23 protein-coding genes are annotated in these 26550 nt (G+C 61.5%); 6 read left to right on the top strand and 17 right to left on the bottom strand.

Features of this window, described 5'->3' with window-relative positions; all coding sequences use genetic code 11:
- Positions 1–19 precede the first annotated feature (19 nt).
- The 8 genes from ACJ8IJ_RS18865 to yebS form a co-directional block, all read right to left on the bottom strand.
- Entirely contained in the window at positions 20–2440 is a 2421-nt protein-coding gene (locus tag ACJ8IJ_RS18865) for a fimbria/pilus outer membrane usher protein (RefSeq protein ID WP_176222023.1), read from the bottom strand.
- A 67-nt stretch (positions 2441–2507) separates the two neighbouring features.
- Positions 2508–3272 (bottom strand): fimbrial biogenesis chaperone, encoded by a 765-nt coding sequence (locus ACJ8IJ_RS18860; protein ID WP_004931510.1) that lies wholly within the window; start codon positions 3270–3272, stop codon positions 2508–2510.
- A 24-nt stretch (positions 3273–3296) separates the two neighbouring features.
- A complete protein-coding gene (locus tag ACJ8IJ_RS18855) occupies positions 3297–3845 on the bottom strand; it encodes a Csu type fimbrial protein (protein WP_162895228.1) in 549 nt (182 codons plus the stop codon).
- Positions 3846–3850: 5 nt separating this feature from the next.
- Complete coding sequence (locus ACJ8IJ_RS18850) at positions 3851–4354, bottom strand: Csu type fimbrial protein (RefSeq protein ID WP_033633239.1); 504 nt, start codon at positions 4352–4354, stop codon at positions 3851–3853.
- Positions 4355–4356: 2 nt separating this feature from the next.
- Positions 4357–4896: a Csu type fimbrial protein gene (locus tag ACJ8IJ_RS18845; RefSeq protein ID WP_015377665.1), complete on the bottom strand. Its 540-nt coding sequence runs from the start codon at positions 4894–4896 to the stop codon at positions 4357–4359.
- A 274-nt stretch (positions 4897–5170) separates the two neighbouring features.
- Positions 5171–6607: a 16S rRNA (cytosine(1407)-C(5))-methyltransferase RsmF gene (gene rsmF, locus ACJ8IJ_RS18840; RefSeq protein ID WP_085336998.1), complete on the bottom strand. Its 1437-nt coding sequence runs from the start codon at positions 6605–6607 to the stop codon at positions 5171–5173.
- A gap of 102 nt (positions 6608–6709) precedes the next feature.
- Positions 6710–9340, bottom strand: coding sequence for a PqiB family protein (locus ACJ8IJ_RS18835; RefSeq protein WP_015377667.1), 2631 nt, complete (start codon positions 9338–9340; stop codon positions 6710–6712).
- Positions 9309–10556: a membrane integrity lipid transport subunit YebS gene (yebS, locus tag ACJ8IJ_RS18830; RefSeq protein WP_031300492.1), complete on the bottom strand. Its 1248-nt coding sequence runs from the start codon at positions 10554–10556 to the stop codon at positions 9309–9311. Before yebS ends, ACJ8IJ_RS18835 begins: the two co-directional genes overlap by 32 nt.
- A gap of 255 nt (positions 10557–10811) precedes the next feature.
- Here yebS and ACJ8IJ_RS18825 point away from each other — a divergent pair, with 255 nt between their 5' ends.
- The 3 genes from ACJ8IJ_RS18825 to prc all read left to right on the top strand — a co-directional run bounded on the left by ACJ8IJ_RS18825 (position 10812) and on the right by prc (position 14184).
- Complete coding sequence (locus ACJ8IJ_RS18825) at positions 10812–11309, top strand: GAF domain-containing protein (RefSeq protein WP_004931498.1); 498 nt, start codon at positions 10812–10814, stop codon at positions 11307–11309.
- Between the two features lie 96 nt (positions 11310–11405).
- Positions 11406–12116 (top strand): RNA chaperone ProQ, encoded by a 711-nt coding sequence (gene proQ / locus ACJ8IJ_RS18820; RefSeq protein ID WP_004931497.1) that lies wholly within the window; start codon positions 11406–11408, stop codon positions 12114–12116.
- A 19-nt stretch (positions 12117–12135) separates the two neighbouring features.
- A complete protein-coding gene (gene prc / locus ACJ8IJ_RS18815; protein ID WP_015377670.1) occupies positions 12136–14184 on the top strand; it encodes a carboxy terminal-processing peptidase in 2049 nt (682 codons plus the stop codon).
- 67 nt (positions 14185–14251) lie between these two features.
- Here the strand turns inward: prc and ACJ8IJ_RS18810 are convergent, their stop codons facing one another.
- Genes ACJ8IJ_RS18810 through ACJ8IJ_RS18785 form a run of 6 tightly spaced genes read right to left on the bottom strand, consistent with a single transcriptional unit; the run spans position 14252 to position 20095 of the window.
- Positions 14252–15097, bottom strand: a complete 846-nt coding sequence (locus tag ACJ8IJ_RS18810; protein ID WP_004931494.1) for a DMT family transporter — start codon at positions 15095–15097, stop codon at positions 14252–14254.
- The gene (locus ACJ8IJ_RS18805) at positions 15094–16401 is read right to left on the bottom strand and encodes an opine metallophore biosynthesis dehydrogenase (protein WP_442518444.1); all 1308 of its coding nucleotides are present in this window, start codon (positions 16399–16401) and stop codon (positions 15094–15096) included. Before ACJ8IJ_RS18805 ends, ACJ8IJ_RS18810 begins: the two co-directional genes overlap by 4 nt.
- On the bottom strand, positions 16394–17191 hold the full coding sequence (locus ACJ8IJ_RS18800; RefSeq protein WP_004931490.1) for a nicotianamine synthase family protein: 798 nt from the start codon (positions 17189–17191) through the stop codon (positions 16394–16396). Before ACJ8IJ_RS18800 ends, ACJ8IJ_RS18805 begins: the two co-directional genes overlap by 8 nt.
- A complete protein-coding gene (locus ACJ8IJ_RS18795) occupies positions 17179–17964 on the bottom strand; it encodes an ABC transporter ATP-binding protein (RefSeq protein WP_442518443.1) in 786 nt (261 codons plus the stop codon). Before ACJ8IJ_RS18795 ends, ACJ8IJ_RS18800 begins: the two co-directional genes overlap by 13 nt.
- Entirely contained in the window at positions 17961–19001 is a 1041-nt protein-coding gene (locus ACJ8IJ_RS18790; protein ID WP_031300489.1) for a FecCD family ABC transporter permease, read from the bottom strand. Before ACJ8IJ_RS18790 ends, ACJ8IJ_RS18795 begins: the two co-directional genes overlap by 4 nt.
- Before the next feature lie 2 nt (positions 19002–19003).
- The gene (locus ACJ8IJ_RS18785; RefSeq protein WP_015377675.1) at positions 19004–20095 is read right to left on the bottom strand and encodes an ABC transporter substrate-binding protein; all 1092 of its coding nucleotides are present in this window, start codon (positions 20093–20095) and stop codon (positions 19004–19006) included.
- Between the two features lie 368 nt (positions 20096–20463).
- Between ACJ8IJ_RS18785 and htpX the strand changes: the two genes are divergently transcribed.
- Both htpX and ACJ8IJ_RS18775 read left to right on the top strand, forming a co-directional pair.
- Positions 20464–21348 carry a protease HtpX gene (htpX, locus tag ACJ8IJ_RS18780; protein WP_004931482.1) on the top strand — a complete coding sequence of 295 codons (885 nt, stop codon included), beginning with the start codon at positions 20464–20466 and terminating at the stop codon, positions 21346–21348.
- Between the two features lie 283 nt (positions 21349–21631).
- On the top strand, positions 21632–22339 hold the full coding sequence (locus ACJ8IJ_RS18775) for a hypothetical protein (protein WP_004931481.1): 708 nt from the start codon (positions 21632–21634) through the stop codon (positions 22337–22339).
- A gap of 79 nt (positions 22340–22418) precedes the next feature.
- Here the strand turns inward: ACJ8IJ_RS18775 and ACJ8IJ_RS18770 are convergent, their stop codons facing one another.
- Positions 22419–23813 (bottom strand): MFS transporter, encoded by a 1395-nt coding sequence (locus tag ACJ8IJ_RS18770; protein WP_442518442.1) that lies wholly within the window; start codon positions 23811–23813, stop codon positions 22419–22421.
- 230 nt (positions 23814–24043) lie between these two features.
- On the opposite strand from ACJ8IJ_RS18770, the gene kdgR reads away from it, so the two are divergent.
- On the top strand, positions 24044–24835 hold the full coding sequence (gene kdgR, locus ACJ8IJ_RS18765) for a DNA-binding transcriptional regulator KdgR (protein WP_044031370.1): 792 nt from the start codon (positions 24044–24046) through the stop codon (positions 24833–24835).
- 45 nt (positions 24836–24880) lie between these two features.
- On the opposite strand, the gene ACJ8IJ_RS18760 is transcribed toward kdgR, so the two are convergent.
- Both ACJ8IJ_RS18760 and phnU read right to left on the bottom strand, forming a co-directional pair.
- Positions 24881–25684, bottom strand: a complete 804-nt coding sequence (locus ACJ8IJ_RS18760; RefSeq protein ID WP_154870865.1) for an ABC transporter permease — start codon at positions 25682–25684, stop codon at positions 24881–24883.
- A 2-nt stretch (positions 25685–25686) separates the two neighbouring features.
- Positions 25687–26550 carry a 2-aminoethylphosphonate ABC transporter permease subunit gene (gene phnU / locus ACJ8IJ_RS18755; RefSeq protein WP_131164284.1) on the bottom strand — a complete coding sequence of 288 codons (864 nt, stop codon included), beginning with the start codon at positions 26548–26550 and terminating at the stop codon, positions 25687–25689.

Raw genomic sequence — 26550 nt, 5'->3', positions numbered from 1 at the left:
GTGACTCTCCGTCGTTGAATTAGCGGCAGACAACCGGGCCGACGCGCTGGATGCCCTGAGGCTTCGCCAGACTGAATTCCGCCTGACACGGCGGGCCGCCGTCGGCCGGGATCACGCTCAGACGATTGTGTTGTTGCACCGGGTCGATATAGGTCATGCCGTCCCAACCGACATAGCTTTGCTGATTGCCGCCAACCACCGCCACCTGGCTGCCGTTGGCCAGCGGTTTGCCTTGCTCGTCAACCAGTTCGACGTCGGCGGCGGAGATGGGTTGGATGGGGAACTCAACCAGAAAACCGCTGTGATCGCGAATGGCGACGGTTTTTTCCACCGTCGGCAGCGCAACGTCGGCGGGCAGGCTAAGCGGATCAATCTGGAATTTCGCATGGTAGTAAGAGGTGACGGTCGGCACCAGTAAATAGCCCTGGGCATCGGTCTTGCCGATCGGCTGGTTCTCATAGCTCACCGGAATGTCGGCGTATCCTTGCGTGGACACCAGCGCAAAGGCATCGTTGATGGTGTTGGTGGCGTATACGCCGCCGTTCATCGCCACCAGCGAACCGCTGATTTCGCCCCAGTGGTTGGTTTCATCGCGGGTGCCGTATACGCCCGCTCGGGCTTCGAGTCTGCGGGTTCGCCAGGTCAGATCCGCCTGGCGGTAATCGCCGCCGCTCGGGTTATTGGCGTAGGCCAGATTCCAGCCGAAACCGCCATCGGTCGGCGCGGCGCGGCTGTAGCTGACGCGTTCGCTCCAGCGGTTATTGTTGTCGCGCGCGGCGCTGAGGCTGGCTGTGCCCCAGCTGTCAAACGGAATGGAGAGCTGCAGTTGGGCGCTGTAACCGCTGCTGCCGATTTCCCGGTTGAGGGAGGCGTACAGGCTGCTGTTGCGCCAAAGCGACACACTGTAGGACAGGTTCACCAGGCGGGTCCGTTGAGCGATGGCGTCGCGAACGTCAAAATAACCGGCGCCGAGGCTGCCTAGCCGGCCCAGGCTGACGCTGCCGGTCAACTGATCGGTGCGACGGCTCAGACGGTAGTCGCTTTTATACACGGAAATGTCGCCAAAATCGGCGCTGCGCAGGATGCGTTGCGCGTTGAGGCTGAAACGTGGGTTGCTGTAGGTGTAGCCAAAGCTGCTTTGATCGCCGTGGTTGCCGGTGTAGCGATAGACGGGCTGAGGATCTGGCTGCTGCAACGGCCTGCCGGTCAGCGGGTCATAATAGGCGGGGGATGGTATTGGCCGGCCGCCGTTAAACGCGTCGTCGCCGGCCTGGCTGACGCTGTAGGACGCGTTGAGAACCCCCCATTGTCCGACGCGAATGTCGGCGCCGCCGCCGCCGACCGCCAACTCGGCTGCGCCTTCGGCGCGCCCTTCCAGGGTTAACCAATCAGTGACGCCGTAACGTAAACTGGCGCTGCCTACCCATTGCCCGTAATCGGCAGAATTCAACCCGTAGTTGCGTCGCAGCAAGCCGGTGGAAATGCTGAAATCGCTCATGCCGGTCTGCAGCAGGTTGCTGGCCACGTAGAACGGTACCGTGGTGCTGACCTGGCGGCCGAGGGCGTCGGTGGTGACGACGGTGGCCTGACCCGCGCCGTTAATGTAGGGCACGCTGTTGAGGGTAAACGGGCCGGGATTAATGTTGGTGGTGCTGTTTTTATAGCTGTTGATGTATAAATCGACGCTGCTGGGCAATGCCGCCTGGCCGGAAAACTGCGGTAACGGGTAGGTGATAAGATCCGGGCGCACCGCGAAATTGCGCGCCAATTGCAAGCCGCCGATGCGCACGGCGCTGCTCCAGGGGAGCGAGCCGGTGGTAAGGTCACCGGCGATTACACTCAGCATCCGTTGATCATCGTTGAAACGCCAGTAGCTGTCGTACCGAATATAGCGGCCGCCATCGTCGTTTGGCCCGCCGTTAAACCCGCTGCGGTAGATGCCGGTGTTGGCGACGACGCCGAACCCGTCGAACAGGCGCTGTTCGCTCCACGCTGACAGGTAGCCCGGCCGGCCATTGCCGTTGCTTTGGCTGGCGTAGATGTCGTAGTTGAACAGCAAACCGAGGCTGCTTTGCGCCGGCAAGCGCTGCAACGGTGAACGGGCGCCGATGGTTTGCTGTGGCAACCAGTCGTTGGGCACGTTGATCAGCAACTGCTGGCTCTCGCCGCTGTAGCTGACATCCACCTTCTCCAGCCGATCGACGGCGATTTCTTTCGCCTGTTTATCCGCTACCGGCAGCCCGGCGTCGAGCAGTTGTTGGGGTGTCATGTAGTAATGGCCGCCGCGGTAGTTGACCGGCACGACGTTGCCGGTTTGGCGCCCGTTGACGACCGGCTCCAGATACAGCGTGGTGTCCGGCATGCTGACGGCGCTGGGCGGCGGCGGCAGATCGTCGCCGAGCGCAAACGGCAGCCACCCGCCGGCCGCCATGCTCAGCATGGCAAACGCCAGCGGCTTAAGGCTGAAGCGCCGCGTCGATAGCCTCCCTGTCGGCTGCACCTGGGCCTCAATAAGACGGAATGGCTATGGGCTGTTTGTTGTCATTGACCGTGGCCATCAGCTTGCCGCTGCTGAAAGCGCCTGCGGGCGGCAAGGCGAAGCGCATCTGTGAACCGGGCAGCACGTATCCCATCAGGCCGGGATTCAGGCTGCGGCCTTGCAGCGTCACTTTCGAGATACGGGCATGCACTGCGCCTTGGTTTCGCACCTCCAGCCAGCGTTCGCTGCTTTGCTGCTGTAGACGATAGCTGAGCTGGGGTTGGCTGGCGGTCGCGTAATCGCGCGGTTTTTCGCTGTCCTGTTTGGTCCAAATGCCTTTGCCGCTGACGAACAGCGGCACCGAGTAGCGCATCTGGAATTTCAGCCCCATCTCCGCGCCGCCGGGAGCGGCGCTCGACGCGGGTTCTTTCACCGGCACTTCATCGACCAAAATGCGGTAGGCGCGCTCCTGTCCCGCCGCCGGGGCCGACTGTTTGATCAGGCGTATCAGTTGGCGTTTGCCTGGCGCGATCGACGCCACCGGCGGGCTGGCGATCACGTCGCTTTGGTTGCTGTAATCGTCTTTGCCGGCGGTTTGCTGCCAACCCAGCACGCGAATTTGCATATAGACCGGTTTGCTGTCGCGATTTTCCAGCCACAGCGCGGTGGCCTGCTGTTGATCTTCAATCACCGGATCGATAGGCCAAATGAGAATGGAAGCCGCGGCCAGGGCGTGCTGTTGGCTTGCCAGGAGCAAGGCTGCCGTTAACGGCAGTCGGAAGGGTATGCGCATAACTCAATCCTTATTGCAAAAAACTTAATAAGTGACCGTCAACAAGACCGTATCGCTGTAAACGCCACTGGTGGGCAGGGTACTGGTCGAAAACAGACGGGCGTAAACCTTGATTTCTTGCGTGCTGCCGGTGGCGGCGACGGTCTGCGCCGCGCCGCCGTTGGCGCCATCTCCCCAAAGGGTGGCGTAGTTGCTGTCTTGATAAAGTTGATACAGCAGCGTTTCCGACGTGACGGCATTTTGTAATTTTCTGCCGCCGGCGATGGATCCGGTCACGTGATTGCCGACGCCGAGGGCCAGCGTCACGCTCAGCCCCGGGTTGCAGCGAAACAGCACCGAACCGGCACCGCTGCTGGAGACGATGCTGACTGCGTTGCTCAGCGAGGACAACTGGCCGAAGTTCAGGGTGCCGAAGGTGGTCACGTCACTGACGCCGCTGCCCAATACGCAGCCTTTTACCACGGTTGCATTGACGGTGAACGGCTGGCTTTTGGTCAAATCGTTGACGCCGGTATCGCTTTGGGCCGGGAAAAGCGGCAGGCAGAACAGCAAACCGCAAATGGAAGCGCGCATCGTCATTACCAATTGATCGTGACCTGTACCGTATCGGTGTAGCTGCCTGTCGGGGGTGTGGACTGCGCCGGGATCATGCCATAGACCGGCAGCCAGTTGTCCGTACCGTTGGCGGTTTGTGACACGCCCGTCAGATTATCCCAAATGGTGCTGTGGGCGGCGTTGGTGTACAGGTTGTAATTCACCCGTTGGCCTGCCGCGCTTTGCAGGTAGCGGGCAGCGGTATTGCCGCTTTGCCCGCCGCCAAGCAGAACGCTGTAGCTGGTGCCGTTGGTGCATTTCACCCGAATGGCGCCGGCGTTTTGCTGCCCGGCGACGCTGGTTGCGGTGCTGAGAAAATACAGCGTGCCGAAATTCAGCGTGCCGAAGCTGACGTTGCCACCTGAGCTGCTGCCGGCCTCACAGGCGCTGAGCAAGGTCGCGCTGACGCCGAGGGTCGCGGTTTTACTGTCGGCCTGCGCCAACAGGCTGCACGCCCATAATCCGCAGCAGCAAAGCGCGCGCCGCACCGTTACCAGGTGACCGTCATCGTGACGGTGTCGTTATAGGTGTCCGCCGCCGGGGTAGATCCGGCCGCCGGTACGCGGCCATAGACGATCAGCGGAACAGCGGCGCCGGTGCCGGTGCCGGTCCGCGCGTTGGCGCCGCTGCCCCAGGCGGTGGTGCGTGCGGCATCCTGGTACAGGTTATAACTGATGAATGCGCCTGCCGTGCTGGCCATGCGGCGTTGGGTGCCTGAAGTGACGTGGAGCCCGTTGTCCAGCGCCACCGTGTAGTCTGTGCCGGTGGTGCAGGTCAATGACAGCGTACCGGCCCCCCCTGCGCCGGTGGCGCTGGCGTCGATGATGTTGGCCAGTGAAGAGTAAGTGCCGAAGCTGATGGAGCCGAAGTCGTTGACGGAACCACTGCTGTTGCCGCCTCCCACGACGCAACCGGCGCCGATGGTCAGCGTCACGCCTAACGTGCCTTGAATGGTGCCTGCTGCGTTAGCCGCGCCGTTGGCGCACAGCAGGGTTGCTACCGAGGTCAATGCCATCAGAGTTTTTTTCATCTTATATTCCTTGCCGTATGAGAGAAAGCCCGCAAAGACGCCACCCAGAGGTGGGTTGAACGTATTCATTTAGCTGCACTTTAATTAATAGAATAAGAATCGGGAATTGTCTTGATGAAAACGAGAAACTTTTTATTCTCATTCCCCGGCTGGCGGGGCTTTCAGACGAGGTATACCGATAAAGTGAAATGATTAGAATAATAACGAACGGCGATGGGAATATTATTAGCGTTATTTTATCGCCGGGGAGTTTCATTCCCCGGCGCGGTATTGTTTACAGGTGGAAATCCAGGGCGCCATCCCGCACCAGCTCGCGCGGCAGGTTATTCTTGATACGGCTGCCAATGCGTTTGGCGATGCCCAGAGGTTGCCCCTGATAGGTGACGATGCACTCGTCGCCCGCCGGTGGCTGCTCAGGGTAGAGATCGCGGCCGTGATACCACTCCTGGGCCAGCGCGGCGTCCAGCTCGAAATGCTGTTTGCCGCCGGCGCCCGCGAGGGCGATCGCCGCTTCGTGCTGCCAACGGAAACCTTTCGGGAAACGCTCCGCCAGCTTGAGACCGATGCGCGAGAAGCGCACCTTGCCGAACAGCGGCTCCAGCTCGGCCGGGAACAGCCAGATTTCCTTATCGCGCTCCCACAGCCGGCTGTCATCGCCCCAGGTTAAGCCGGATGCGGCGGCGGCTTGGGCGACCAGCGCCGCCTCTTTGCCGGACAGTGGGCTGAACGGAAACTTACCGACTTTATAGGTCGGTTTCGGCAACGGCGCCACGGCGCGCTGTTTGCGCAGACGGGCGACGAAAAACCCTTCGCTGTCGTAAATCTGCGGGAAGACGTGCAGAAAACCTTCGGCGGTCAATGCCTTGTCAGCACCGGGGAACAGCTCACCCAGCGGCTCGATGCTGACCGCGTCGCCGTAGGTGTCCAGCAGCCAACGCACCACCTGCTGATTTTCCTGCGCATTGAGGGTACAGGTGGAGTAAACCATCACGCCGCCTGGCGCCAGCGCATGGAACGCGCTGTCGATCAGCTCGCGTTGGGTGGCGGCGATTTCGGTCACGCTTTCCGGCGACCAGTTGCTCATGGCGTCCGGATCCTTGCGTACCACGCCTTCGCCGGAGCAGGGGGCATCGAGCAGAATGGCGTCGAAGCTCTCCGGCAGCGCGGCGCCGAACACCCGGCCGTCGAAGTGGGTCAGCGCGGTGTTCTTCACGCCGCAGCGGCTGATATTGGCGTGCAGCACTTTCACCCGGCTGGCGGAGTATTCGTTGGCGACGATGCCGCCCTGGTTGCCCATCAACGCGGCGATCTGGGTGGTTTTGGATCCCGGCGCCGCCGCCACGTCCAGCACGCGATTCGGCGCCGCGTCGCCGGCGAACAGCGCGCTGACCGGCAACATCGAACTGGCCTCCTGAATGTAGAACAGACCGCTCAGGTGTTCGGCGGCGCTGCCTAATCGCAGCTCTTCATCGTCGCGTTCGATCCAGAACCCTTCCGCGCACCAGGGAATGGGCTCCAGTCGCCAGTCGTAATCCTGCACCAGCACCAGGAAGTCGGCGACGCTGATTTTCAGCGTGTTGACGCGCAGACTGCGGCGCAGCGGGCGCTGACAGGCGGCGATAAAATCTTCCATCGCCAGCTCGGCGGGCATGATGGCGCGGGTGGCGTCGAGGAAAGCGGGGGGCAGAAAAACGGCGGTGGATTTGGCCACGGGGCGAACTCTCAGGGTGCAATAAAGACAAGGGCGAGAGTTTATCACAAAGCGGAAAAAAACAGGGCCCGGCATTGCCGGGCCCTGAGGGAAACGCGAAAGTTAATCTCGCGGAATGGCGGTGCCCCAGGTTTTCCAGTCCTTCGGCTCTTCCGGATTCAGCAGGAAGTGCTTGTTCGGCGTCGCTTTCGGCGCCAGCGGAATAGTCGGCGGGGTGGCGAAGGCGATACCGCCGCGGATGAACTGCTGGAAGGTGCCGCTCTTGATCACGCCGCCGGTCAGGCCGAACTGCAGGTTGTAACCCGACGCCAGCCAGAACACGCTGTTGTTGCGCACCAGATGCTGATACTTCTTGCTGATGCGCAGCGCGACGTGCACCCGGTCGGACATGGCGCCAAGGTAGAAACCGGTGATGGTGCCGACCTCCACGCCGCGGAACAGCACCGGCGTGCCGATCTGCAGCGAGCCGGTTTCGGCGGCGTCGAGCACCACGCTCAGGCCGTCCAGATAGCGCGAGTCGGTGATGCTGGCCTGCTGCAGCTCGAAGGTGCGCAGCTCGCGGCCGCGCCCCGGCTCCACGTTGATATAAGGCTGGAGCAGGGTATCGAGGTTGCTGACGCCGGCGGCGGAGATCTCCGGCGAGACGATCGAGAAGCGGCTGCCGAGGCGCGCGAAGGTCTGCACGTATTCCGGATACAGCACCGCCTTGGCCAACACTTCGTTGCGCTCCGGCGCCAGCTGCAGCGACTCCACCTGGCCGACGTCGATGCCGAGGTAGCGCAGCGGCATACCCGCCGACAGCTTGCTGGCGTCGTAGGTTTTCAGCGTGATTTGGCTGCCCACCGCGCGGGCGGCGGTTTCGCTGGCGTACAGCACGCGGTTGGCGCCCTTGTTCAGCGTCACGCCCTGTAGATTATCGAAGCTGATGGCACCTTTCAGCGCGCGGTTGAGCGGCGAAGCCTGCACCGTCAGGCCGCTGCCGTTGAGCTGCACCTTGGCGCCGCCTTCGGCCCAGAAGATGCTTTCGCGCGTCAGCAGCTTGCGGTATTCCGGGCTGATGTAGACGTCCACCTCAAACTCGTTGGCCTTCGGCCGAACGTTGACGATCTCGCCCACCTGGAATTTGCGATACAGCACTACCGAGCCGGCCTGCACGTCCGGCAGGCTGGTGGCGCTGAGGGTCAGGGTGGTGGCGGGGGCGTTGCCGACGATGCCTTCCTCGGCTTTTTCGCTGTTGGCGTACAGCGGGTATTGGCCGCCAGGTTCCCCCTTGCTGCCGGGAATAATGCGCACGCCGCCGTCTACCCACTCCTGCGCGCTGGCACCGAGCACTTCCATGCCGTCGATGCCCAGCTTGACGTCGAGGCGGCTGTTGACCACGAATTTGCTGTCTTTGTGCAGCAGGCCGCGGTACTGCGCGTCGATGGCGGCGGTGAATACCACGCCGCCGGCGGTCAGCGTGCGGCTCAGGATTTGGCCGACTTTCACGCCGTGCACCACCAGCGGCTGCCCGACGTCGATGCCGTAGCTTTGCGGCGCATTCAGCGTAACGGTCAGCACGCCAGGCTGTTGCAACAGCGTTTCGCTGCTGTCCAGCACGTTGAAGCGCTGCTGCGGCTCGCCTTCGCCCGGTACCAGCTCCAGCGTGGTGCCGGTCAGCAACTGGCTAAGCTTGGCGTCGTTGAGGCTGATGCGCGGGCTGCGCATCACGATGCGGGTGCCGCTGCGCATCAGATCGACCACCGAAGGATCGATGGTCAGTTCACCGACCACTTTGCTGTCCTGTTGCAACGTCAGCTTGGTCAGGGTGCCGACCTGCAGCCCCTGGTACATCAGCGGCGTGCGGTTTTCGCTCAGGCTGTTGCCGCTCGGCAGATCCAGCAGGATATTGACGCCGCGCTGGCTGTGGGCCAGATCAGGATACAGGGTATAGCTCTGATCGCCCTTGGCCTGCTGGCCATCGGCCGGAGAATCGAAGGCAATGGCGCCGTTGACCAGCGCCGCCAGGCTCTCCATCTGCACCGTGGCACCGGACAGGCTGAAATCGCCCTTGAAGCCGGAAACGTTCCAGAAGCGGCTGTTGCTCTTCACCAGGTTGGCGAAGCGGCGGTCGATCAGCACGTCGATGGTTACGCCCTTGTTGCCTTCGCTGATGGTGTAGTCATACACCTTGCCGACCGGGATTTTACGGTAATAGACCAGCGAGCCGCTGTTGAGCGAGCCGAGATCGTCGGCGTGCAGGTGAATCATCAGCTCGCCGGTGTTCAGGCGGTACTTCGGCTGGGTATCGAGCGCGGTGAAGTGGGTTTGCTCCTTGCCGCTGCCGGGCATCATGCCGATATAGTTGCCGCCGACCAGCGCATCGAGCCCGGATACCCCGGCCAGCGAGGCCTTGGGCGTCACCAGCCAGAACTGGGTGCCTTCGCGCAGCGAGTCTTCCAGATCGCTTTTGATACTGGCTTCCACCACGATGCTGCGCAGATCTTTGCTCAGACTGATTTTTTGCACCGTGCCAACCTCAACGCCCTGGTAGCGCACCGGCGTGCGGCCGGCGACGATGCCCGCCGCCGATTGGAAATCGATGGTGACGGTGGTGCCGCGTTCCTGGACATTGTTATAGACCAGCCACCCGGCGATCAGCAGGGCGATGAACGGCAGTAACCAGAACGGTGAAATGCGGCGTTTGTTCTTGACCCGCGCTTCAGTCGGTGTAGTCGGCGTTTCCTGTTGCATGTGCATCCCAAATCAATCGGCTATCGAGCCACTCAACGGCAAGAATAGTCAAAATGACCGCCGAGCCAAAGTAAAACGCGGCCGGTCCCATAGTAAAAGATAACAGCTGGTCGCGGTTTACCAGCGACATCATCAAGGCGATAACGAACAGATCGAGCATCGACCAGCGGCCGATCCAGGTGACCAGACGCAGCAGACGAATGCGCGTCTTCAGGCTGTGCGAGGTTTTGAAGTGGATGCTCAGCAACAGCGTGATCAGCACGATCACCTTGGTAAAAGGCACCAGCACGCTGGCGATGAACACGATGGCGGCGATCGGCACGTTGCCGGAGGTGGCCAGTGAGACCACGCCGGAGAAGATGGTGTCTTCCATCCGCACGCCGTTGGCGTAAATGATGGAAATCGGCAGCAGGTTGGCCGGTATCAGCAGGATCATCGCCGCGATCAGCGCTGCCCAGGTTTTCTGCAGGCTGTAGGGCTGGCGGTGGCACATCGGCACATGGCAGCGCGGGCAGCGGCCGCGCGCGTCAGGGTAGCCGGTATAGTGGCAGGACAGGCAAATATGCAGCGCCGCCGGCGGGCCTTCCGGCTGTTCCTGCGGATAGTAACGCTCCCACAGCTGCTCCAGATTAGCGTGGATCAGCGTCAGGATGCTGAGCACCGTGAGCGACAGGTAGGCGATCAGCGCGCTGCCCGCCTGGATGTCGGCGTAATCCTGCACCTTGATCGCCGCCACCGCCATGCCGATCAGATAAATGTCCAGCATCACCCACTCTTTGAGCCGCTCCAGCATCAGCAGCACCGGGCGCAGGTTCATGCCGAGCGCATGGCCGAAGCGCAGGTACAGCAGCGACAGCGCCAGCGTCAGCGGGGCGCCGATGGTGCAGAATGCCACCATGCTGGCGGTGAGCGGATCGCCCTGGCGGCTCATCTGCCAGATGCCCTCCAGCAAACTGGCGTCGATGCGCGTGCCGAGCAGGCGGATGCTGATCAGCGGTTCGGTGAAGGCGAACGGCATCAGCAGCAGCATGGTGATCGCCATGGCGGTCAGACGCGTCATCGACCAGTCGCGGCCGTGCACCACCTTGGCGTTGCAGCGCGGGCAATAAGCGGCCTGATTGCCGCTGAGCGGCGGCAGCATGAACAGCAGATCGCACTCGCAGCAGCGTTGGTGGCGCGCTTTGGAAAGGGGGGCGGTGATCGCGTGTATTTTCATTTTTGACAAGTAGCTGCCCTTGAGCCCGCCGGAACTGTCAGCGTAGCTGAAAAATAAACCGGCCGCGTCACCGGCGATCGGGCGCCGGACGGTAAAACGAGGTAAACCGGGATTCTGAGCGGCAAACATACCCCGAGCGACGGGGTTTTGTGAAGCAACAGATGATTAACCTTGTGGCTATACGCATTTAATGCTTATTTTATAGGGCCTAAGCTTTGGGCTTCTGGCCATCTTCACTGTTTCAATGGTTATCACATGACAAAAGAACAATTCTACGCGGAATTAAAACGTGATCTGAGCGCGTTGCTCGGCGGGGAGACCAACTTTATCGCGGCGCTGTCCAACGCCAGCGCCTTGCTCAACGAGCGTCTGGATGACGTGAACTGGGTCGGTTTCTATCTGATGGATGGCGCTCAGCTGGTGCTGGGGCCGTTCCAGGGCAAGATCGCCTGCGTGCGCATTCCGGTGGGCAAGGGCGTGTGCGGCACGGCGGTGGCGGAAAATCGCGTGCAGCGCGTCGGCGACGTGCATGCGTTTCCGGGCCATATCGCCTGCGATGCGGCCAGCAACGCGGAAATCGTGCTGCCGCTGGCGGTTGGCGGCCGGGTGATCGGCGTTTTGGATATCGATAGCACGGTTTATCAACGCTTCGACGAACGGGACGAAGCGGGCCTGAAAGCAGTGGTGGCGGGGCTTTGTGAGCAACTGGAGCAGTGTGACAGTGCGAAATATGTGACTGTGGCGGCAAGTTGATCGACGGTTAACGTGGCAATTACCGATGGCGTCATTATAATGACGCCTGTTCATGCCTGTGGCTTGTTGGCAATACCGTTGTAATCAGGAAATTTCATGGAAAATCAACCTAAGTTGAACTCTAGTAAAGAAGTCATTGCTTTTCTTGCCGAGCGTTTTCCGCTCTGCTTTAGCGCCGAAGGCGAAGCTCGTCCGCTGAAAATCGGTATTTTTCAGGATTTGGTAGAGCGCGTGCAGGGGGAAGAGAATCTCAGCAAAACGCAATTGCGTTCTGCCCTGCGCCTGTACACCTCAAGCTGGCGTTACCTGTACGGCGTTAAAGTCGGCGCGCAGCGCGTCGATCTGGACGGCAATCCGTGCGGTGAACTGGAACAGCAGCATGTCGATCATGCTCGCCAGCAGCTTGAAGAAGCCAAAGCGCGCGTTCAGGCACAGCGTGCCGAACAAAACGCCAAAAAACGTGAAGCCGCCGGTGAATCCGCCGATGCTGCGCCACGCCGTCCGCGTCCAGCCGGTAAAAAGCCCGCTGCACGTCGCGAAGGCGGAGCCGCGCCGGAAAACCGCAAGCCGCGCCCACAAACTCGCCCACAGCCCGCTCGCCAACCTCGTGCAGCCAAAGAGGAAAGCCAGCCGCGTTATGCGCCAGTCACGGATATCTCTAAACTGCAAATTGGCCAGGAAATCAAAGTCAGAGCAGGCAAGAGCGCGATGGATGCTACCGTACTCGAAATCGCTAAAGATGGCGTACGTGTGCAGCTCTCTTCCGGTCTGGCGATGATTGTGCGCGCAGAACACTTGCAGTTCTGATACGGAGGCCAACCCAGGCATGAACAAATTCGTCAGATTAACAGCGATTGCAGGGCTGCTGTGGGCGGGTGTCAGTTACGGCGCGGAAACAGCCAACATCCGCATCGGCCAACTGCCCCAACTGCAACAGGAACCCCAGCACGCTACGGTGAGTGAGCGCGTTACCTCGCGCTTCACTCGCTCTCATTACCGCCAGTTCGCCCTTGACGCGGAGTTTTCAGGCAAGATCTTCGATCGCTACCTGAACATGCTGGACTACAACCATAACGTATTGCTGGCTGCCGACGTGGCGCAGTTCGCCGGCAAACGCAATCAGGTTGGCGAAGAGCTGAAAACCGGCAAGCTGGACACCTTCTACGCGCTGTTCAATCTGGCGCAGAAACGCCGTTTCGAGCGTTATACCTATGCGTTGTCGTTGCTGGACAAGCCGATGAACTTCACCGGCAACGGCACTATCGATCTCGACCGCAGCAAAGCGCCGTGGCCGAAAGACAAGGCCGAGCTGGATAGCCTGTGGGATGCGAAAGTCACCTATGACGAGCTGAACCTCAAGTTGACCGGCAAGACCGACAAAGAAATCCACGACACGCTGACCAAACGCTATCAGTTCGCCATCAAGCGCCTGACGCAAAGCAACAGCGAAGACGTCTTCCAGCTGGCGATGAATGCCTTTGCGCATGAAATCGATCCGCACACCAACTATCTGTCTCCGCGCAATACCGAGCAGTTCAACACCGAGATGAGCCTGTCGCTGGAAGGCATCGGCGCGGTGCTGCAGATGGATGATGACTACACCCTGATCAACTCGATGGTGCCGGGCGGCCCGGCGGCGAAGAGCAAGGCGATCACCGTGGGCGATCGCATCGTCGGCGTCGGCCAGGCCGGCAAACCGATGGTGGACGTGATCGGCTGGCGTCTGGACGACGTGGTGTCGCTGATCAAAGGGCCGAAGGGCAGCAAGGTGCGCCTGGAGATCCTGCCGGCCGGCAAGGGCACCAAAACCCGCGTGGTCACCTTGACCCGCGAGCGTATCCGCCTGGAAGACCGCGCGGTGAAAATGACCATCAAGACCGTCGGCAAAGAGAAGGTGGCGGTGTTCGACATCCCTGGCTTCTACGTCGGCTTGACCGATGACGTGAAAGTGCAGCTGCAGAAGATGGCCAAGCAGAACGTCAAGAGCGTGATCATCGATCTGCGCACCAACGGCGGCGGCGCGCTGACTGAAGCGGTGTCGCTGTCCGGCCTGTTCATTCCGAGCGGCCCGGTGGTGCAGGTGCGCGACAACAACGGCAAAGTGCGTGAAGACGCCGACACCGACGGCGTGACCTACTACAAAGGCCCGCTGGTGGTGCTGGTCGATCGCTTCAGCGCCTCCGCCTCCGAGATCTTCGCGGCGGCGATGCAGGATTACGGCCGCGCGCTGATCGTCGGCGAACCGACCTTCGGTAAAGGTACCGTGCAGCAGTACCGTTCACTGAACCGCATCTACGACCAGATGCTGCGCCCTGAGTGGCCGGCGCTCGGTTCGGTGCAGTACACCATTCAGAAGTTCTACCGCGTCAACGGCGGCAGCACCCAGCGCAAGGGCGTGACGCCGGATATTCTGATGCCGACCGGCGTCGATCCGGCGGAAACCGGCGAAGCGTTTGAAGACAACGCCATGCCGTGGGACAGCATCAATGCGGCGACCTACAGCAAGACCGGCGATATGGCGCCGTTCGAGCCGGAACTGCTGAAAGATCACCAGCAGCGCATCGCGCAGAATCCGGAGTTCCAGTACATCGCGCAGGATATCGCGCATTACAAGGCGCTGAAGGATAAACGCAACATTGTGTCCCTCAATCTGGCGGTGCGCGAGAAAGAGAACCACGATGACGATGCGACCCGTCTGAAACGCATCAACGAGCGTCTGGAGCGCGCGGGTAAGAAGCCGCTGAAATCGCTCGACGATCTGCCGAAGGATTACCAGGAACCGGATCCGTACCTGGATGAAACCGTGCATATCGCGCTGGACCTGGCTCATCTGGAAAAGGATCAGCCTGCTCAGCAGCCAACGCCGGCTAAGTAAGGCCACGGCTTTGCCTGTGAAAAACGCACCCTCGGGTGCGTTTTTTTTTGGTTGCGGCAAGCCCGGCTTAAGCCGGTTTCTTGCGGTGACGCAGCCCGAGCTGAATGCAGGAAACCACCACCAGCAGGCAGCCGAACAGCGACAGCAGCAGCGGGATCTCATGCCAGAACAGCCAGCCCCAGGCGATGTTGAATACGATGCCGATATAGCGCACCACCGAGACCACGATCAGGTTATCGGAAGAGAAGGCCTGGGTTAAGACGACCTGCCCCAATAGCGACACCAGGGCGATGGCGAGCAGAATGGCGAACTGATAGGCGTTGGGCCAAACGAAGGCGTTCCACATCAGCGGCAGCGAGATCAGCGTTGCGATGAACAGGAAATAGAACACGATTTCGTAGTTATGGTGGCGCTTGCTGAGTTTGTTGACCGACAGATAGGCGATCGAGGCGAACACCGCGCTCATCACGCCGACCAGCGAGGCCAGGGTATAGGCCGAGAAGTGCCACGGCCGCACCAGCAGCACGGCGCCGATGATGACCATCGCCAGCCAAAACGCGGTATTGGCGTTGACCCGTTCACGCAGCACCAGCAAGGAGAGCAAAATGGAGAAAAACGGCGACAGGTAGGCCAGCATGCTGGCGTCGGCCAGCGTCAGATGGGCGATGCTGTAAAAATAACAAATGAGATACAGCCCGCCCATGGTGCCGCGCAACACCAGCAGCGGCCGGTCTACGCGGCTGAAGGCGATGCGGTGGCGGTACATCAGCAGCAGAACCAACAGACAGCCGATGCTGCTGCGAAAAAACACGATTTCACCGGTGGGAATAGCGTCGGAGATGGTTTTAACCAGCGCGTTCATGACGCTGAAAATCAACGAGGCAAAAATGGCCAGTAAGGCACCCTGATTCATGCTTGCCTCCGCCATTGTCGGTAAATGATGTCCGCCTGCTCGTCGCAGGTATCGTCCAGCAACGAAGGATGGCAATGCTCGGCGCCGATCCGGGTGACGAAGCGCTGCAGCGCCTGCTGAAAGCGCGCCAACAGACGCTGGGCGGCGGGCATCTCGACGTCAAGCCGCTGCGCCAGCAAGACCAGGACGCGCAGTTTGCGCACGTCCTCTTGCGGCACGCGCGGCAGGCGCCAGCGCCCCTGGGCATCCTGGAAGACGCGGGCGACCCTGACGGCGGAAAAATCATAGTAGCGGCCCTGCGCGTCCGGCTCGGAATAGGGATCGACCAGCAGCGCGGTATAACGCGTAAACAGCGCATAGCATTGCTCCGTCGGCGTGAGCTGCGGGAATTGGTCAATCCAGCGGCGGCTCACCATACGGGGCGGAACCGGGTAGTTGTCGTCATTCAAAAAGCGCAGCAGGTTAATGGCCTCGATGCCGAGCCGGTTGAGCAACTGCTGGTAATCCTGCGAGAGCGCCAGCATGTCGGCGATCGCCTCGGGACAGATGGGGCCCTCGGGGTGGGTTTTATACAGGTACTGGATCGGCCCCTGCGGCTGGAATATCGCCTGCAGCGTGGTTTCGGCCAGCGCCAGCGGAGGATGAACATAATTGGTGATGCTGAAGCGCTCGGCGGCGAGCAGGCTGTTGCAGCGTTGGGCGTCAATGCCGTGACGCGCCAGCAGCGCGCAAAGCCAGTCGAGTTCGGCGCAGTCTGACCTTGCGCCTGCGCCGGCCAGATAAATCCGCTGCTTGAACGCCTTGGTGTAGGCGCGGTAAGGCTGTTCGGCGTTCTGGTACTTGGTGTCGGCGTAGTAGCTCGACAGGCTGATGACCTCGACGTGGGATTGCCCGGCGTCCTGCAGCAGGCTTTGCGCCATCAGGCCGGAGCCGATGGAGGGAGAGAGCAGGATCAGTGAGCGCAGTTGGGGCAACGCCGCCCATGGCACCTGTCGCAGCACGTCATGGTATTGATCGGCGGGGACGGCAAGGATCAGTCGGTGCCAGTCGCCGCCGCCGAGCGTCAGATCATCGCAATAGCGATCAATCGTCACCTGCGCATCGTCTTGGGTGCGCTGCGCCTTGCCGGCGCCCGTCAGCCACAGGCTGGGCGTGTGCGCCAGATATTGCTTCAGGCGGAGCCCTTTTTCGCTGGGGCGGTTGTACAGGCCGATGCGCGCATTGGCCGTGGCCTTGATGTCCGCAGCCAGTTGGATCGCCGCCGGGCCGGCGCCGAGGATCAGGGTGGGAAAGGCATTATTCATGGCGGTGGGGCTCCAAAATCAACAGATCGTACAGCGGGGTGGCGAGCGGTTTACCGCTGACGCGCCAGGGCGAGCCGGCGGCCTGGTGGTGGTAAGGGCAGTTGAAGATCGACTTGAGGCCGTTGCCATAGCGCACCAGCAATTTGCCGCACTGGGGCAGCAAAGGCCGCAGCGCCTTCAGCAAACCCTGCTTGTCCGCCACCAAAGAGGCGATGATGATGTGATCGATATCGTTGCGCGTCAGGCCGTTCAGCTTGTCGATGCAGGGCATCTGCTGCACCAGCCCCAGGTGGCGCGTGAGCCGGCGGGCAAAACGCTGGGCCGCCGGATCGCAATCGTAGCAAATGACGGTGGCGGAGAGCCTGGCGACCAGCGCCAGCGCCGTGGTGGGCAATGCGCCGCTGCCCACCAGCAGCACCCGTTCGCCGGGTTTAATGTCGGCGGCCGCGATCTCCAGCTGCAGCGCGCGGTCGAAACTGTTCAGGTAGGCGTTGGTTTGCGCCGGTTCCCGGCACAGCGCCGAGACGCGATGTTTCTCGTAGTCGCACAACGCGGCGTTGGCTGTCGCCCGCAGTTGGGCGATCTGCGCCGTTATCAAACGGTCGTTTTCCAGTTTTCGACGGTAGGCCTGCAGCTGTGGTTCGTCGTTAAAGGCTTGCAGGCGGCTGAAGCGGCGTTCCAGCAGGGAAAAATGGCGCCGATCTTGCCGGGCGGAGCGGTGTAGCTGGTGAATTTCCTGTTGCAAGCCGGCGAGTTGCGCCAGCATGTCCGCCTTGGTCAGAGTGTACATGGGGATTCTCCGTGTGCGTGTAACAGCTGTGTCGGCAGCAGATAGGGGTAGCCCTGCGGGCTGACGCCGTTTTCGATGCCGACGCCAAATACGCGAGACACCATCGGATGTCCCATCATCTGATGGGTATCGCCGTGGCAAACGACGCGTCCGTGCGCGAGCAGCGTGAGTGAGTGGCAATAGCGCAGCGCCAATCCCAGATCGTGGATCACCAACAGCGTGATGCAGCGGTGGCGCCGGCCGTAGTCGGCGATCTGATTGAGCACGCGCAGCTGGTGGTGGATATCCAGCGCGCTGGTGGGTTCGTCGAGCAAAATGATCTGCGGCTGAGAGACGAAGGCCTGAGCCAGCATCACCAACTGCCGCTGGCCGCCGCTGAGACGGTTGAAGGGGCGATCGGCGAGCGCGGAAATGCCGCATTCCGTAAGCGCCTGCTCGACCGCATCGGCCTGGGAGGCGCTGACGCGCCAGCTCAACTGGCGTACCTTGCCCAGCAGCACCATGTCAAAAGCGGTCAATGCCGAATCGCAGCGATTAAGCTGCGGCACATAGGCGATACGGCTGGTTTTCGGATCGAGAGGGCGTTCGCGGTAAGCGATCTTGCCGCTGCATGGCACCATGCGGTTAATCGCTTTGAGCAGCGTCGATTTGCCGGCGCCGTTGGGGCCGATGATGCCGCCGAGCTGCGCCTCCGGCCAGCTCAATGAAACGTCTGCCAATAGCGAGCGGCGATGCAGCGAGACGCCGACGCGGGTGAGGGTCAGTTGAGTCATGGGCGTTTAACCTGTCGAGTGACGAAGTAAAACAGCACCGGTACGCCGATCAGGGCGATAACGATGCCTATGGGCACCACGCCGTTCGGCATCACCAGCTTGGCGACGATCGAGGCGCACAGCAGCAGCAGGCTGCCGCAGAGGGCGGAAATGCAGATCAGGTAGCGCTGATCCTCACCCACCAGAAAGCGGGCGAAATGCGGGGCGATCAGCCCGACGAACCCGATGGTGCCGACAAACGAGACCGAGGCGGCCGTCAGCAAGGTCGCCAGCAGAAAGGCCAGCTTGCGCAAGGCGCTGACATTGATGCCCAGCCCCTGGGCCTGCTCTTCGCCGGCGGACAGCGCCGTCAGCCGCCAGGCGAGCCGCAGACTGACGAACAGCGCGCACAGCAACACGACGCCGGTGATCGCCACGCCGTGCATATTGGCTTTGAGCAGGCTGCCAAACAGCCAAAAGACAATTTGCTGCATTGCTTCCGGCGAGGCCAGAAACAGCAGCAGCGATTGCAGCGACTGAAAGAAAAACAGCACCACGATGCCGCTCAACACCAATATTTGCGGCGTCATGCCGCGGCGTTGTCCCAGCAGATAGACAGGCACGCAGGCGAGCAACGCCATCAGCGAAGCCAGCAGCGGCGTGCCCAGCGCCAACGCGCCGCCCAGGCTGAAGCCGGTGAGGATCGCCAACGCCGCGCCGAACCCCGCCGCGGCAGAGATCCCCAGCGTATAGGGGCTGGCGAGGGGATTAGCCAGCACGGTCTGCATCAGCAGGCCCGCCAGCGCCAGGCTGGCGCCGACCACCAGGGCGGTGAGCGTCATCGGCAAGCGAATCGACCAGAAAACCACCTGATGCAGCTCGTTGCCAGGCGCAGAGCCAGGCCAAAGCATCCGCACGATATCCGTGAGGCCAAGTTGCGCGGCGCCGACGGTGAGATCGATGGCGGTCGCCGCCAGCAGCGCGCCGAGCAGCGCCAGCGTCAGTAGCCCGCGGCGCAGCCTGCGCCGTCGCAAAAACGCACGTCCTGTGTGGGCCACGGTTATTCTCCTTGCCAGCGTTGCAAGAAGACGCCGTCCGCCTCTATCGGCAAATATTGATGGTAGAACTGCGCCAGATTGCGCGCGGGATCAACATCGGCAAACGCGGTGGGATAGAGCGCTTTCGCCAGATACTGGACAAAGATAAAATCGTAAATCGTGCGCGCGCCGCCATGGTAAAGCGCATAAAGACGCTGATTTTTTATCGCCGGCAGTTGCGGCCATCCCGCCCGCCGGGCGTATTGCGTCAGGCGCGTCTGGAGGGGGGCTGCCTGCGTGCCGTAGCCCATCGGCACGGCGTTCGGCATGTTTTCCCAGTCGCCGCCGGCGAGAAAAATCACCTCGGGCCGTTGGGTCAGGACATAGTCGGCGCGCAAGGGGGAAGGGCTGCCGACGACGCCGGCGGCGATATTGTCGGCGCCGGCCAGCTGCAGCAGCGGCCCCCAGATCGATGCGCCATAGCTGCTGCCGTACTCGCCGGGGCCCTTGTCCCCCAGCTCAATGTAGGTGACCGGCGGCGGCAGCTGCGCCTGGCGGATGCGCCGACGGGTATCCTCGAGGCTTTGGCGATATTCGTCGGCCAGCCGTTCCGCTCGCTCGGCGTGGCCCATCGCCTGGCCCATTAACCGGATGCTGGCGAGCTTGACTTCAACGCCCTGATTGAAGTCGACGACGATGTAAGGAATGTTGAGCTGTTGCAGCACCGGCAGGTAGTTGGCGAAGCCGTCGAGCTGCCACTTCGCCAGGATCAGCAGGTCTGGTCGCGTGGTCAGCAGGCGTTCAAAATCGAAGCTCTGGTTATAGAGCGAACCGACATCGACCAGCTGAGCGAGCCGTGGCAGCGCCGCCTGATAGCGCGCCCATTGGCTGGCGCGCAACGCCCAGTCGCTTTTGGAGAAGGCGACGACCTGTTGATAACTCTCCGGGCCGTTCACCGCCAGAAAATCTTCGTAGTAAAAACCGATATAGGCGCGCTGTGCGGGGGCGGCCAGGGTAACCTGGCGTCCTTCAACGTCGGTGAGGTGAATTTCAGCGTGCGCGACCTGGCAGAAAAGCAGCCACGTCGCCAGCATCCAGACGATACGCGATAACATGATTGACATCCCTTTACGATTAGTTGTGATGTTATAATGTAACAATTAATCGCGAGATTCAAACTTTCGTCGCCGCTGAATCAGGCGGGGCATGATGAAGCGCGCTGAGCGTATATTGGCCTATAAAGCGTGAGGATAACGTTTCTCGTTGTCATGGCGTGCGGGCAAAGAAATTTTTCTGCAAAATCCCTCCGCCTTGCGCAACAATCGTTTACAATTTGCCAAATCCCGGTCGCGCATCGTTTTTGTAAAGTTTCGTATTTTTAGTAGGTTAATGGCGCGCGACTCTTGAAACTGTGACGAATGCCCATACGATCCAGGGTATCTGGACAGTGTTTTGTTAACATTTATGAGGAAGTAAACATTTTATGATGCGTATAGCTCTGTTCCTGCTCACCAACCTGGCGGTGATGTTGGTTTTCGGGCTGGTGCTCAGCCTGACAGGAATCCAATCCAGTAGCGTTCAGGGCCTGATGATCATGGCCGGTCTGTTCGGCTTCGGCGGCGCTTTCGTGTCGTTGCTGATGTCCAAGTGGATGGCGCTGCGCTCCGTCGGCGGGGAAGTGATTGAACAACCGCGTAACGAAACCGAAAACTGGCTGCTGGAAACGGTGCGCCGTCAGTCGCAGCAGGCGGGCATCGCCATGCCGCAGGTCGCTATCTACCACGCGCCGGACATCAACGCCTTCGCCACCGGCGCACGCCGCGACGCCTCGCTGGTCGCCGTCAGCACCGGCCTGCTGCAGAGCATGAGCCGTGACGAAGCGGAAGCGGTCATCGCGCACGAAATCAGCCACGTCGCCAACGGCGATATGGTGACCATGACCCTGATTCAGGGCATCGTGAACACCTTCGTGATCTTCATTTCGCGCCTCATTGCGCAGGTCGCTGCCGGTTTCCTCGGCAACCGCGACGGTGATGGCGAAGGGGAAGGCAACGGCAACCCGATGATTTACTTCGCCGTGTCGATGGTGCTGGAACTGGTGTTCGGCATCCTGGCGAGCATCATCACCATGTGGTTCTCGCGTCACCGCGAGTTCTATGCCGACGCCGGCTCCGCCAAACTGGTGGGTCGCGAGAAGATGATCGCCGCCTTGCAGCGTCTGAAAACCAGCTATGAACCGCAGGAAGCGGGCAGCATGATGGCGTTCTGCATCAACGGTAAATCCAAGTCGTTCAGCGAGCTGTTCATGTCGCACCCGCCGCTCGACAAGCGTATCGAAGCGCTGCGTACCGGCCAGTACCTGAAGTAATCGGCTGAATGAAATGAAAAACCCCGGCTTGCCGGGGTTTTTTTATGGCATGCCTGAACCGCTTTTTCAGCGTCGACGGGGGTTAACGCGGTGCAAGAGCCCCCCGAGTCCATAAAGCCCGCCTTCGAATAACGTCTGTCGGCCTCTCTGTGCGTTTACCGCCGCGGAGCGAGACGACCATGAAAGAGGGTAAGCCGCATCCTGGCTGAGTGATGACCGGCTGTTTGGCTTTGGAAGCGCATGTTATATGCTTTGGCGCAATGACATTTGTCCCTGAGGCCCTATGAAAATCAACCACCTTCCCTTGCTCAACGGTGATGAGCTACCGGCGCGCCTGGCGGAATTGACAGGCGGTATCGCCGATGCGGTTGCGGAACTGTTCAACCGGCATGATGACGATGCTGAACGGCCAGCTATTCGCTGGCATTCAGGCGATCTTCACCTCCCGGCATTTTTCCCCGACGAGCACGACAGCCACGATTACGATTACCTGATCGTGGACGGCGATATGATCGTGGAAGGATGCCTGGCGGTATCGCCGCAGCGCGAGGACGGCGGCATTGTTGTGCTGGGGCGGCTGCAGGCGGATACGCTGATTTGCTGGGGCGGACTGGTCGTGCGTGATGATGTCCGCATGCGCCATGCCTATTGCAGCTCAGGAAACGACGGTGCGTTCGTGGTGGGGGGAGATCTGACCGCGCTCACCCTGGTAGAGACGGGGGAGTTTATCCATGTCCATGGCGATCTCGATGCGCGGTGTCTCGCTTCGTTGCAGAACTTCGTTCAGGTTGACGGAAACACACGCTGCGATTGCCGCATCGACAGCGCTCAGGCCGAAGATCTGATCAAGCGCATGTTCGCCCCTGGCTTACTGAAGGGCTTCGAGGGGGTGGATAACGACGGCCAACGCATTGTTGGCTGGTATCCGGATGACGACGCCTATTTAGCGTGTCTACGACAGGGCCGCAGCCCTTTGAGGAGCGGTGACTAACGCCAGGCCTGCATCGCACTCGACGTGGCCCGGCTCAGGCAGGCCACATCGGATTGGGGCCCGGCTCTTTCTATGCCCTCTATTTCACCTCGCGGCTGGGCTGCGCCGCTTGTGTCGTCGGTTGAGTGATGCGCAGGCTGCTGACCGCCGCCGCCAGGGTGGCGAACACCCCAGCCAGGATCAGTGAAGCGTGGGTGCCGGAGGCCGGGAACAGGTTGAACATCAGCGCCACCAGCGCGGCTCCCGAGGTTTGCCCCAGCAGGCGAGCGGTGCCCAGCATGCCGCTGGCGCCGCCGCTGCGGTTGCGCGGTGCGGCGGAGATGATGGTGTGGTTGTTGGGCGACTGGAACAGACCGAAACCGGCGCCGCACAGCACCATGCGCCAGATGATGTCCATATTCGACGGCGCCGCGGGCAGCAGCGCCAGCGAGAACAGCCCGAGCGCGAACACCGCCAGTCCAATGCAGCCCAGCAGGCCGGCGTGCACGCGCTCCACCAGCCGGCCGGCGATCGGCGCCATCACCACGATCGCCAGCGGCCACTGCGTCAGCAGCAGCCCGGTTGCCACTTCGTCGCGGCCCAACGCGCTTTGCAGGAAGAACGGCAGCGACACCATCGCCAGCATTTGCGCGGCGAACGAGCAGATTGAGGTGCCCATCGACAGGGCGAAGATCGGGATGCGCAGCAGATCGACCGGCAGCAACGGAAATTCCTGGCGCAGCTGGCGGCGCACGAACATCGCGCCAATCGCTAGCAGCGCGGCGATCTCGCTGAAGATCAGCGTCAGGCTCTGGCCCTGGGCGAAGCCACTGATGGCGGTGATCAGCAGGCCGAAGGTCAGCGCATTCAGCACCGCGCTGGTGGGATCGAAGCGGCGGTTATCGCTTTTTTGGCCGTTGGCCGGCAGGAACTTCATCCCCAGCAGCAGCGCGACGATGCCGATCGGCAGGTTGATGGCGAACAGCCACTGCCAGGACGCGACCGACAGGATAGCGGCCGCCACCGTCGGCCCGGCCGCCGAGGAGCAGGCGACGATCAGCGAGTTGATGCCCATGCCGCGGCCGAGAAAACGCTGCGGGTAGATGATGCGGATCAGCGCGGTGTTGACGCTCATGATGGCGGCGGCGCCAAAGCCTTGCAATACGCGGGCGATGGTCAGCGTGAGCAGCGAGTCGGACAGGGCGCAAAACAGCGAGGTGATGCTGAACACCAGCAACCCGGCCTGATAGATGCGGCGATAGCCGACCAGATCGCCGAGCGACGCCAGCGACAGCAAAGACACGGTGATCGCCAACTGATAGGCGTTGACCACCCAAATGGAGCTGGCCGGGCTGGCGTTAAGATCGCGCGCGATGGTGGGCAGCGCCACGTTGGCTATCGCGCCGTCGAGCACCGATACGGTAATGCCGAGGGCGATGGCGAGGATCGCCCCATAGCGTTGCGGGACGGGGAGGCCGTCGGAACAAGGACGCATGTTGGTCTCAGCGGTATTTATTCAGGGGAGTATTATCATGCTAATCATATTCGCCCGTGATTGCATGCCCGTTGCCCGCTTAATTGTAAATAGCGGTGAGCGGGCCGGGGTTATCCATTTGGCTTCAATCGCTTAGCGTTCAGCCGCGTTGCGCGCCGCGATCTGTTCCGATTATACTGAAACCCTTGTTTAAATTTCCTGAAACAAAACCGTTAAGTAGGGCATTCACCATGGCTAACGCAGATTCAGACAAGCAACCGGATGCCGTCTCATCCGTGATGAAGGTGTTCGGCATTTTGCAGGCGCTTGGCGATGAGCGCGAGATTGGCATTACCGAACTTTCCCAGCGAGTGATGATGTCCAAAAGCACCGTCTACCGTTTTCTGCAAACCATGAAAGCGTTGGGCTACGTATCGCAGGAAGGCGAGACGGAAAAGTATGCGCTGACGCTCAAGCTGTTCGAACTGGGCGCCAAATCGTTGCAGAACGTCGATCTGATCCGCAGCGCCGACGTGCAGATGCGCGAACTGTCGAACCGCACCCGCGAAACCATCCACCTCGGCGCTCTGGATGAGGACGGCATTGTCTATATCCACAAGATCGACGCGATGTACAACCTGCGCATGTATTCGCGCATCGGTCGCCGCAACCCGCTGCACAGCACCGCCATCGGTAAAGTGCTGCTGGCCTGGCGCGATCGGGAGGAGGTGGCGCAGATCCTGTCGCAGATTGAATTTACCCGCAGCACCGAGCATACCCTGACCAGCGCCGCTGAACTGTTGCCGGTGCTGGAGCGGGTGCGTGAGCAGGGATTCGGCGAAGATGTCGAAGAGCAGGAGGCGGGGATCCGCTGCATCGCGGTGCCGGTATTCGACAGGTTCGGGGTGGCGATCGCCGGGCTGAGCATCTCTTTCCCGACGCTGCGCTTTTCCGACGCGGCGCGGGAGGAGTATGTGGCGTTGCTGCACGTCGCCGCCCGGCGCATTTCCGAGCAGCAGGGCTATCACGATTACCCGTTCTGACCGTCGTTTCGATGAGCGAGGCGCTGCCATGGCAGCGCCTTGTTGTTATTTCGCGCCCGGCGTCAGCCGCTGAGAAATCCGCTCCAGCACCAGCATCAGCAACAGCGTGGCCGCCACCAGGATCATGGTCAGCGTCGCGCCATTGGCGATGCTGCCGCGATCGGTCAGGCTGAAGATCGTGACCGGCAGCGTCGCCCAGCTCGGCGGGTAGATCATCATGGTCGCGCCCAGCTCCCCCATCGACAGCGACAGGCTGAGTGCGAAGGCGGAGATCATGTAGGGGGCGATCATCGGCAGGGTGACGTGACGCAGGCTGAACAGCGGCGAAGCGCCCAGGCTGGCGGCGACGTTCTCGTAGTCGCCAGGTAGCCGGGTCAGCCCGGCCATCACGTTGCCGAAGGTAAAGGCGGAAATCAGCACGAAGTGGGCGGCGGGCACGATCAGGAAGGTGCCGTTCATCTGCAGCGGCCCCTGGCTGAACGCCACCAGCATCCCCAGACCGATAGAGACCGAAGGCACCGCGCTGGGAATGAAAAACAGCGTGCCCAGCAGCCGCTGGCCGCGCCCCTGATGGTGGCGCAGCGCCAGCGCCGCCCAGGTGCCGCACAGCAGCGCGAACAGGCTGGCGCTGAAACCGATAGCCAGACTGGCGACCAGCGCGTCCCAGGAGGCGCCGCTGAACGCTTGGCGGAAGTGGTTGAGGGTGAAGCCGCTCGGCAGCACGCCGTTCCACTGTTCACTGAGGCTGGACATCAGGATCACCGCCAGCGGCAGGCAGAAGAACAGGGCGAACAGCGTGACCGTCAGCGTGCAGGTCAGGGTGCGGCCGGTGCGAGACCAAATCAACATCGTCAGTTCCTCAGCCCGGCGCGCGCCGCGGCGTAGCGGTAAAGGGAGAACAGCCCGAGCGACAGCGCGATATTCACCACGGCGATGGTGCAGGCGACGGCGTAATCCGCCTCCAGAATCGCTTTGGCGTAGACCATCATCGGCAGCGTGGTGACGCCCTTGGCGCCGATAAACAGCACGATGCCGAACTCATTGGTGGTCAACAGCAGGCACAGGCTGCCGCCGGCCAGCAAGGCCGGCAGCGCGGCCGGTAAAATCACCTGGCGCACCACGCGCCCCGGCCGGGCGCCGAGGATGCTGGCGGCCTCGAGCTGGCTGCGGTCGATCTGCGACAGCGCCGCCATCAGCGGGCGCATCACCAGCGGCGTAAACACGGTGATTTCGGCCAGGATCACCCCCCAGATGGAGTAAAGAAAGTCCACCGGCGGCAGGGTGAAACCAAAGGTCGCCATCAGCGTGCCGTTCAGCAGGCCGGCGGAGCCGTAGATAAAGGTGAAGGCCAGCGTGATCAGGAAGGTCGGCATGGCGATAAAGGTATCGATCACCCGGGCGATCAGTCGGCTGCCGGGGAACGGCGTGAATACCAGCAGCAGCGACAGCAGGGTGCCGAGCACCAGGCAGCCCAGCGTCGCCAGCAGCGCAATCTGCAGCGTGTTAAGCAGAGCGCCGACAAATCGGCGGGATTCGAACACCTGTTGCAGCGCGGCGGCGCTGAATAGCCCCTGATCGTCGGTAAACGCCTGTTTGACGATCAGCGCCAACGGGTAGAAAAACAGCGTCGCCAGCACCAGTAGCGGCAACAGGATCCACAGGCGGCGCGGCAAACGCAGCCGCAGGGCCGGGCGAATAAACGTAGAGTCGGTCAT

It is taken from the genome of Serratia sp. CY40230, from assembly GCF_052168835.1.
Classification (GTDB): Bacteria; Pseudomonadota; Gammaproteobacteria; order Enterobacterales; family Enterobacteriaceae; genus Serratia; species Serratia nematodiphila.
This window is presented reverse-complemented; position numbering and strand designations above follow the sequence as displayed.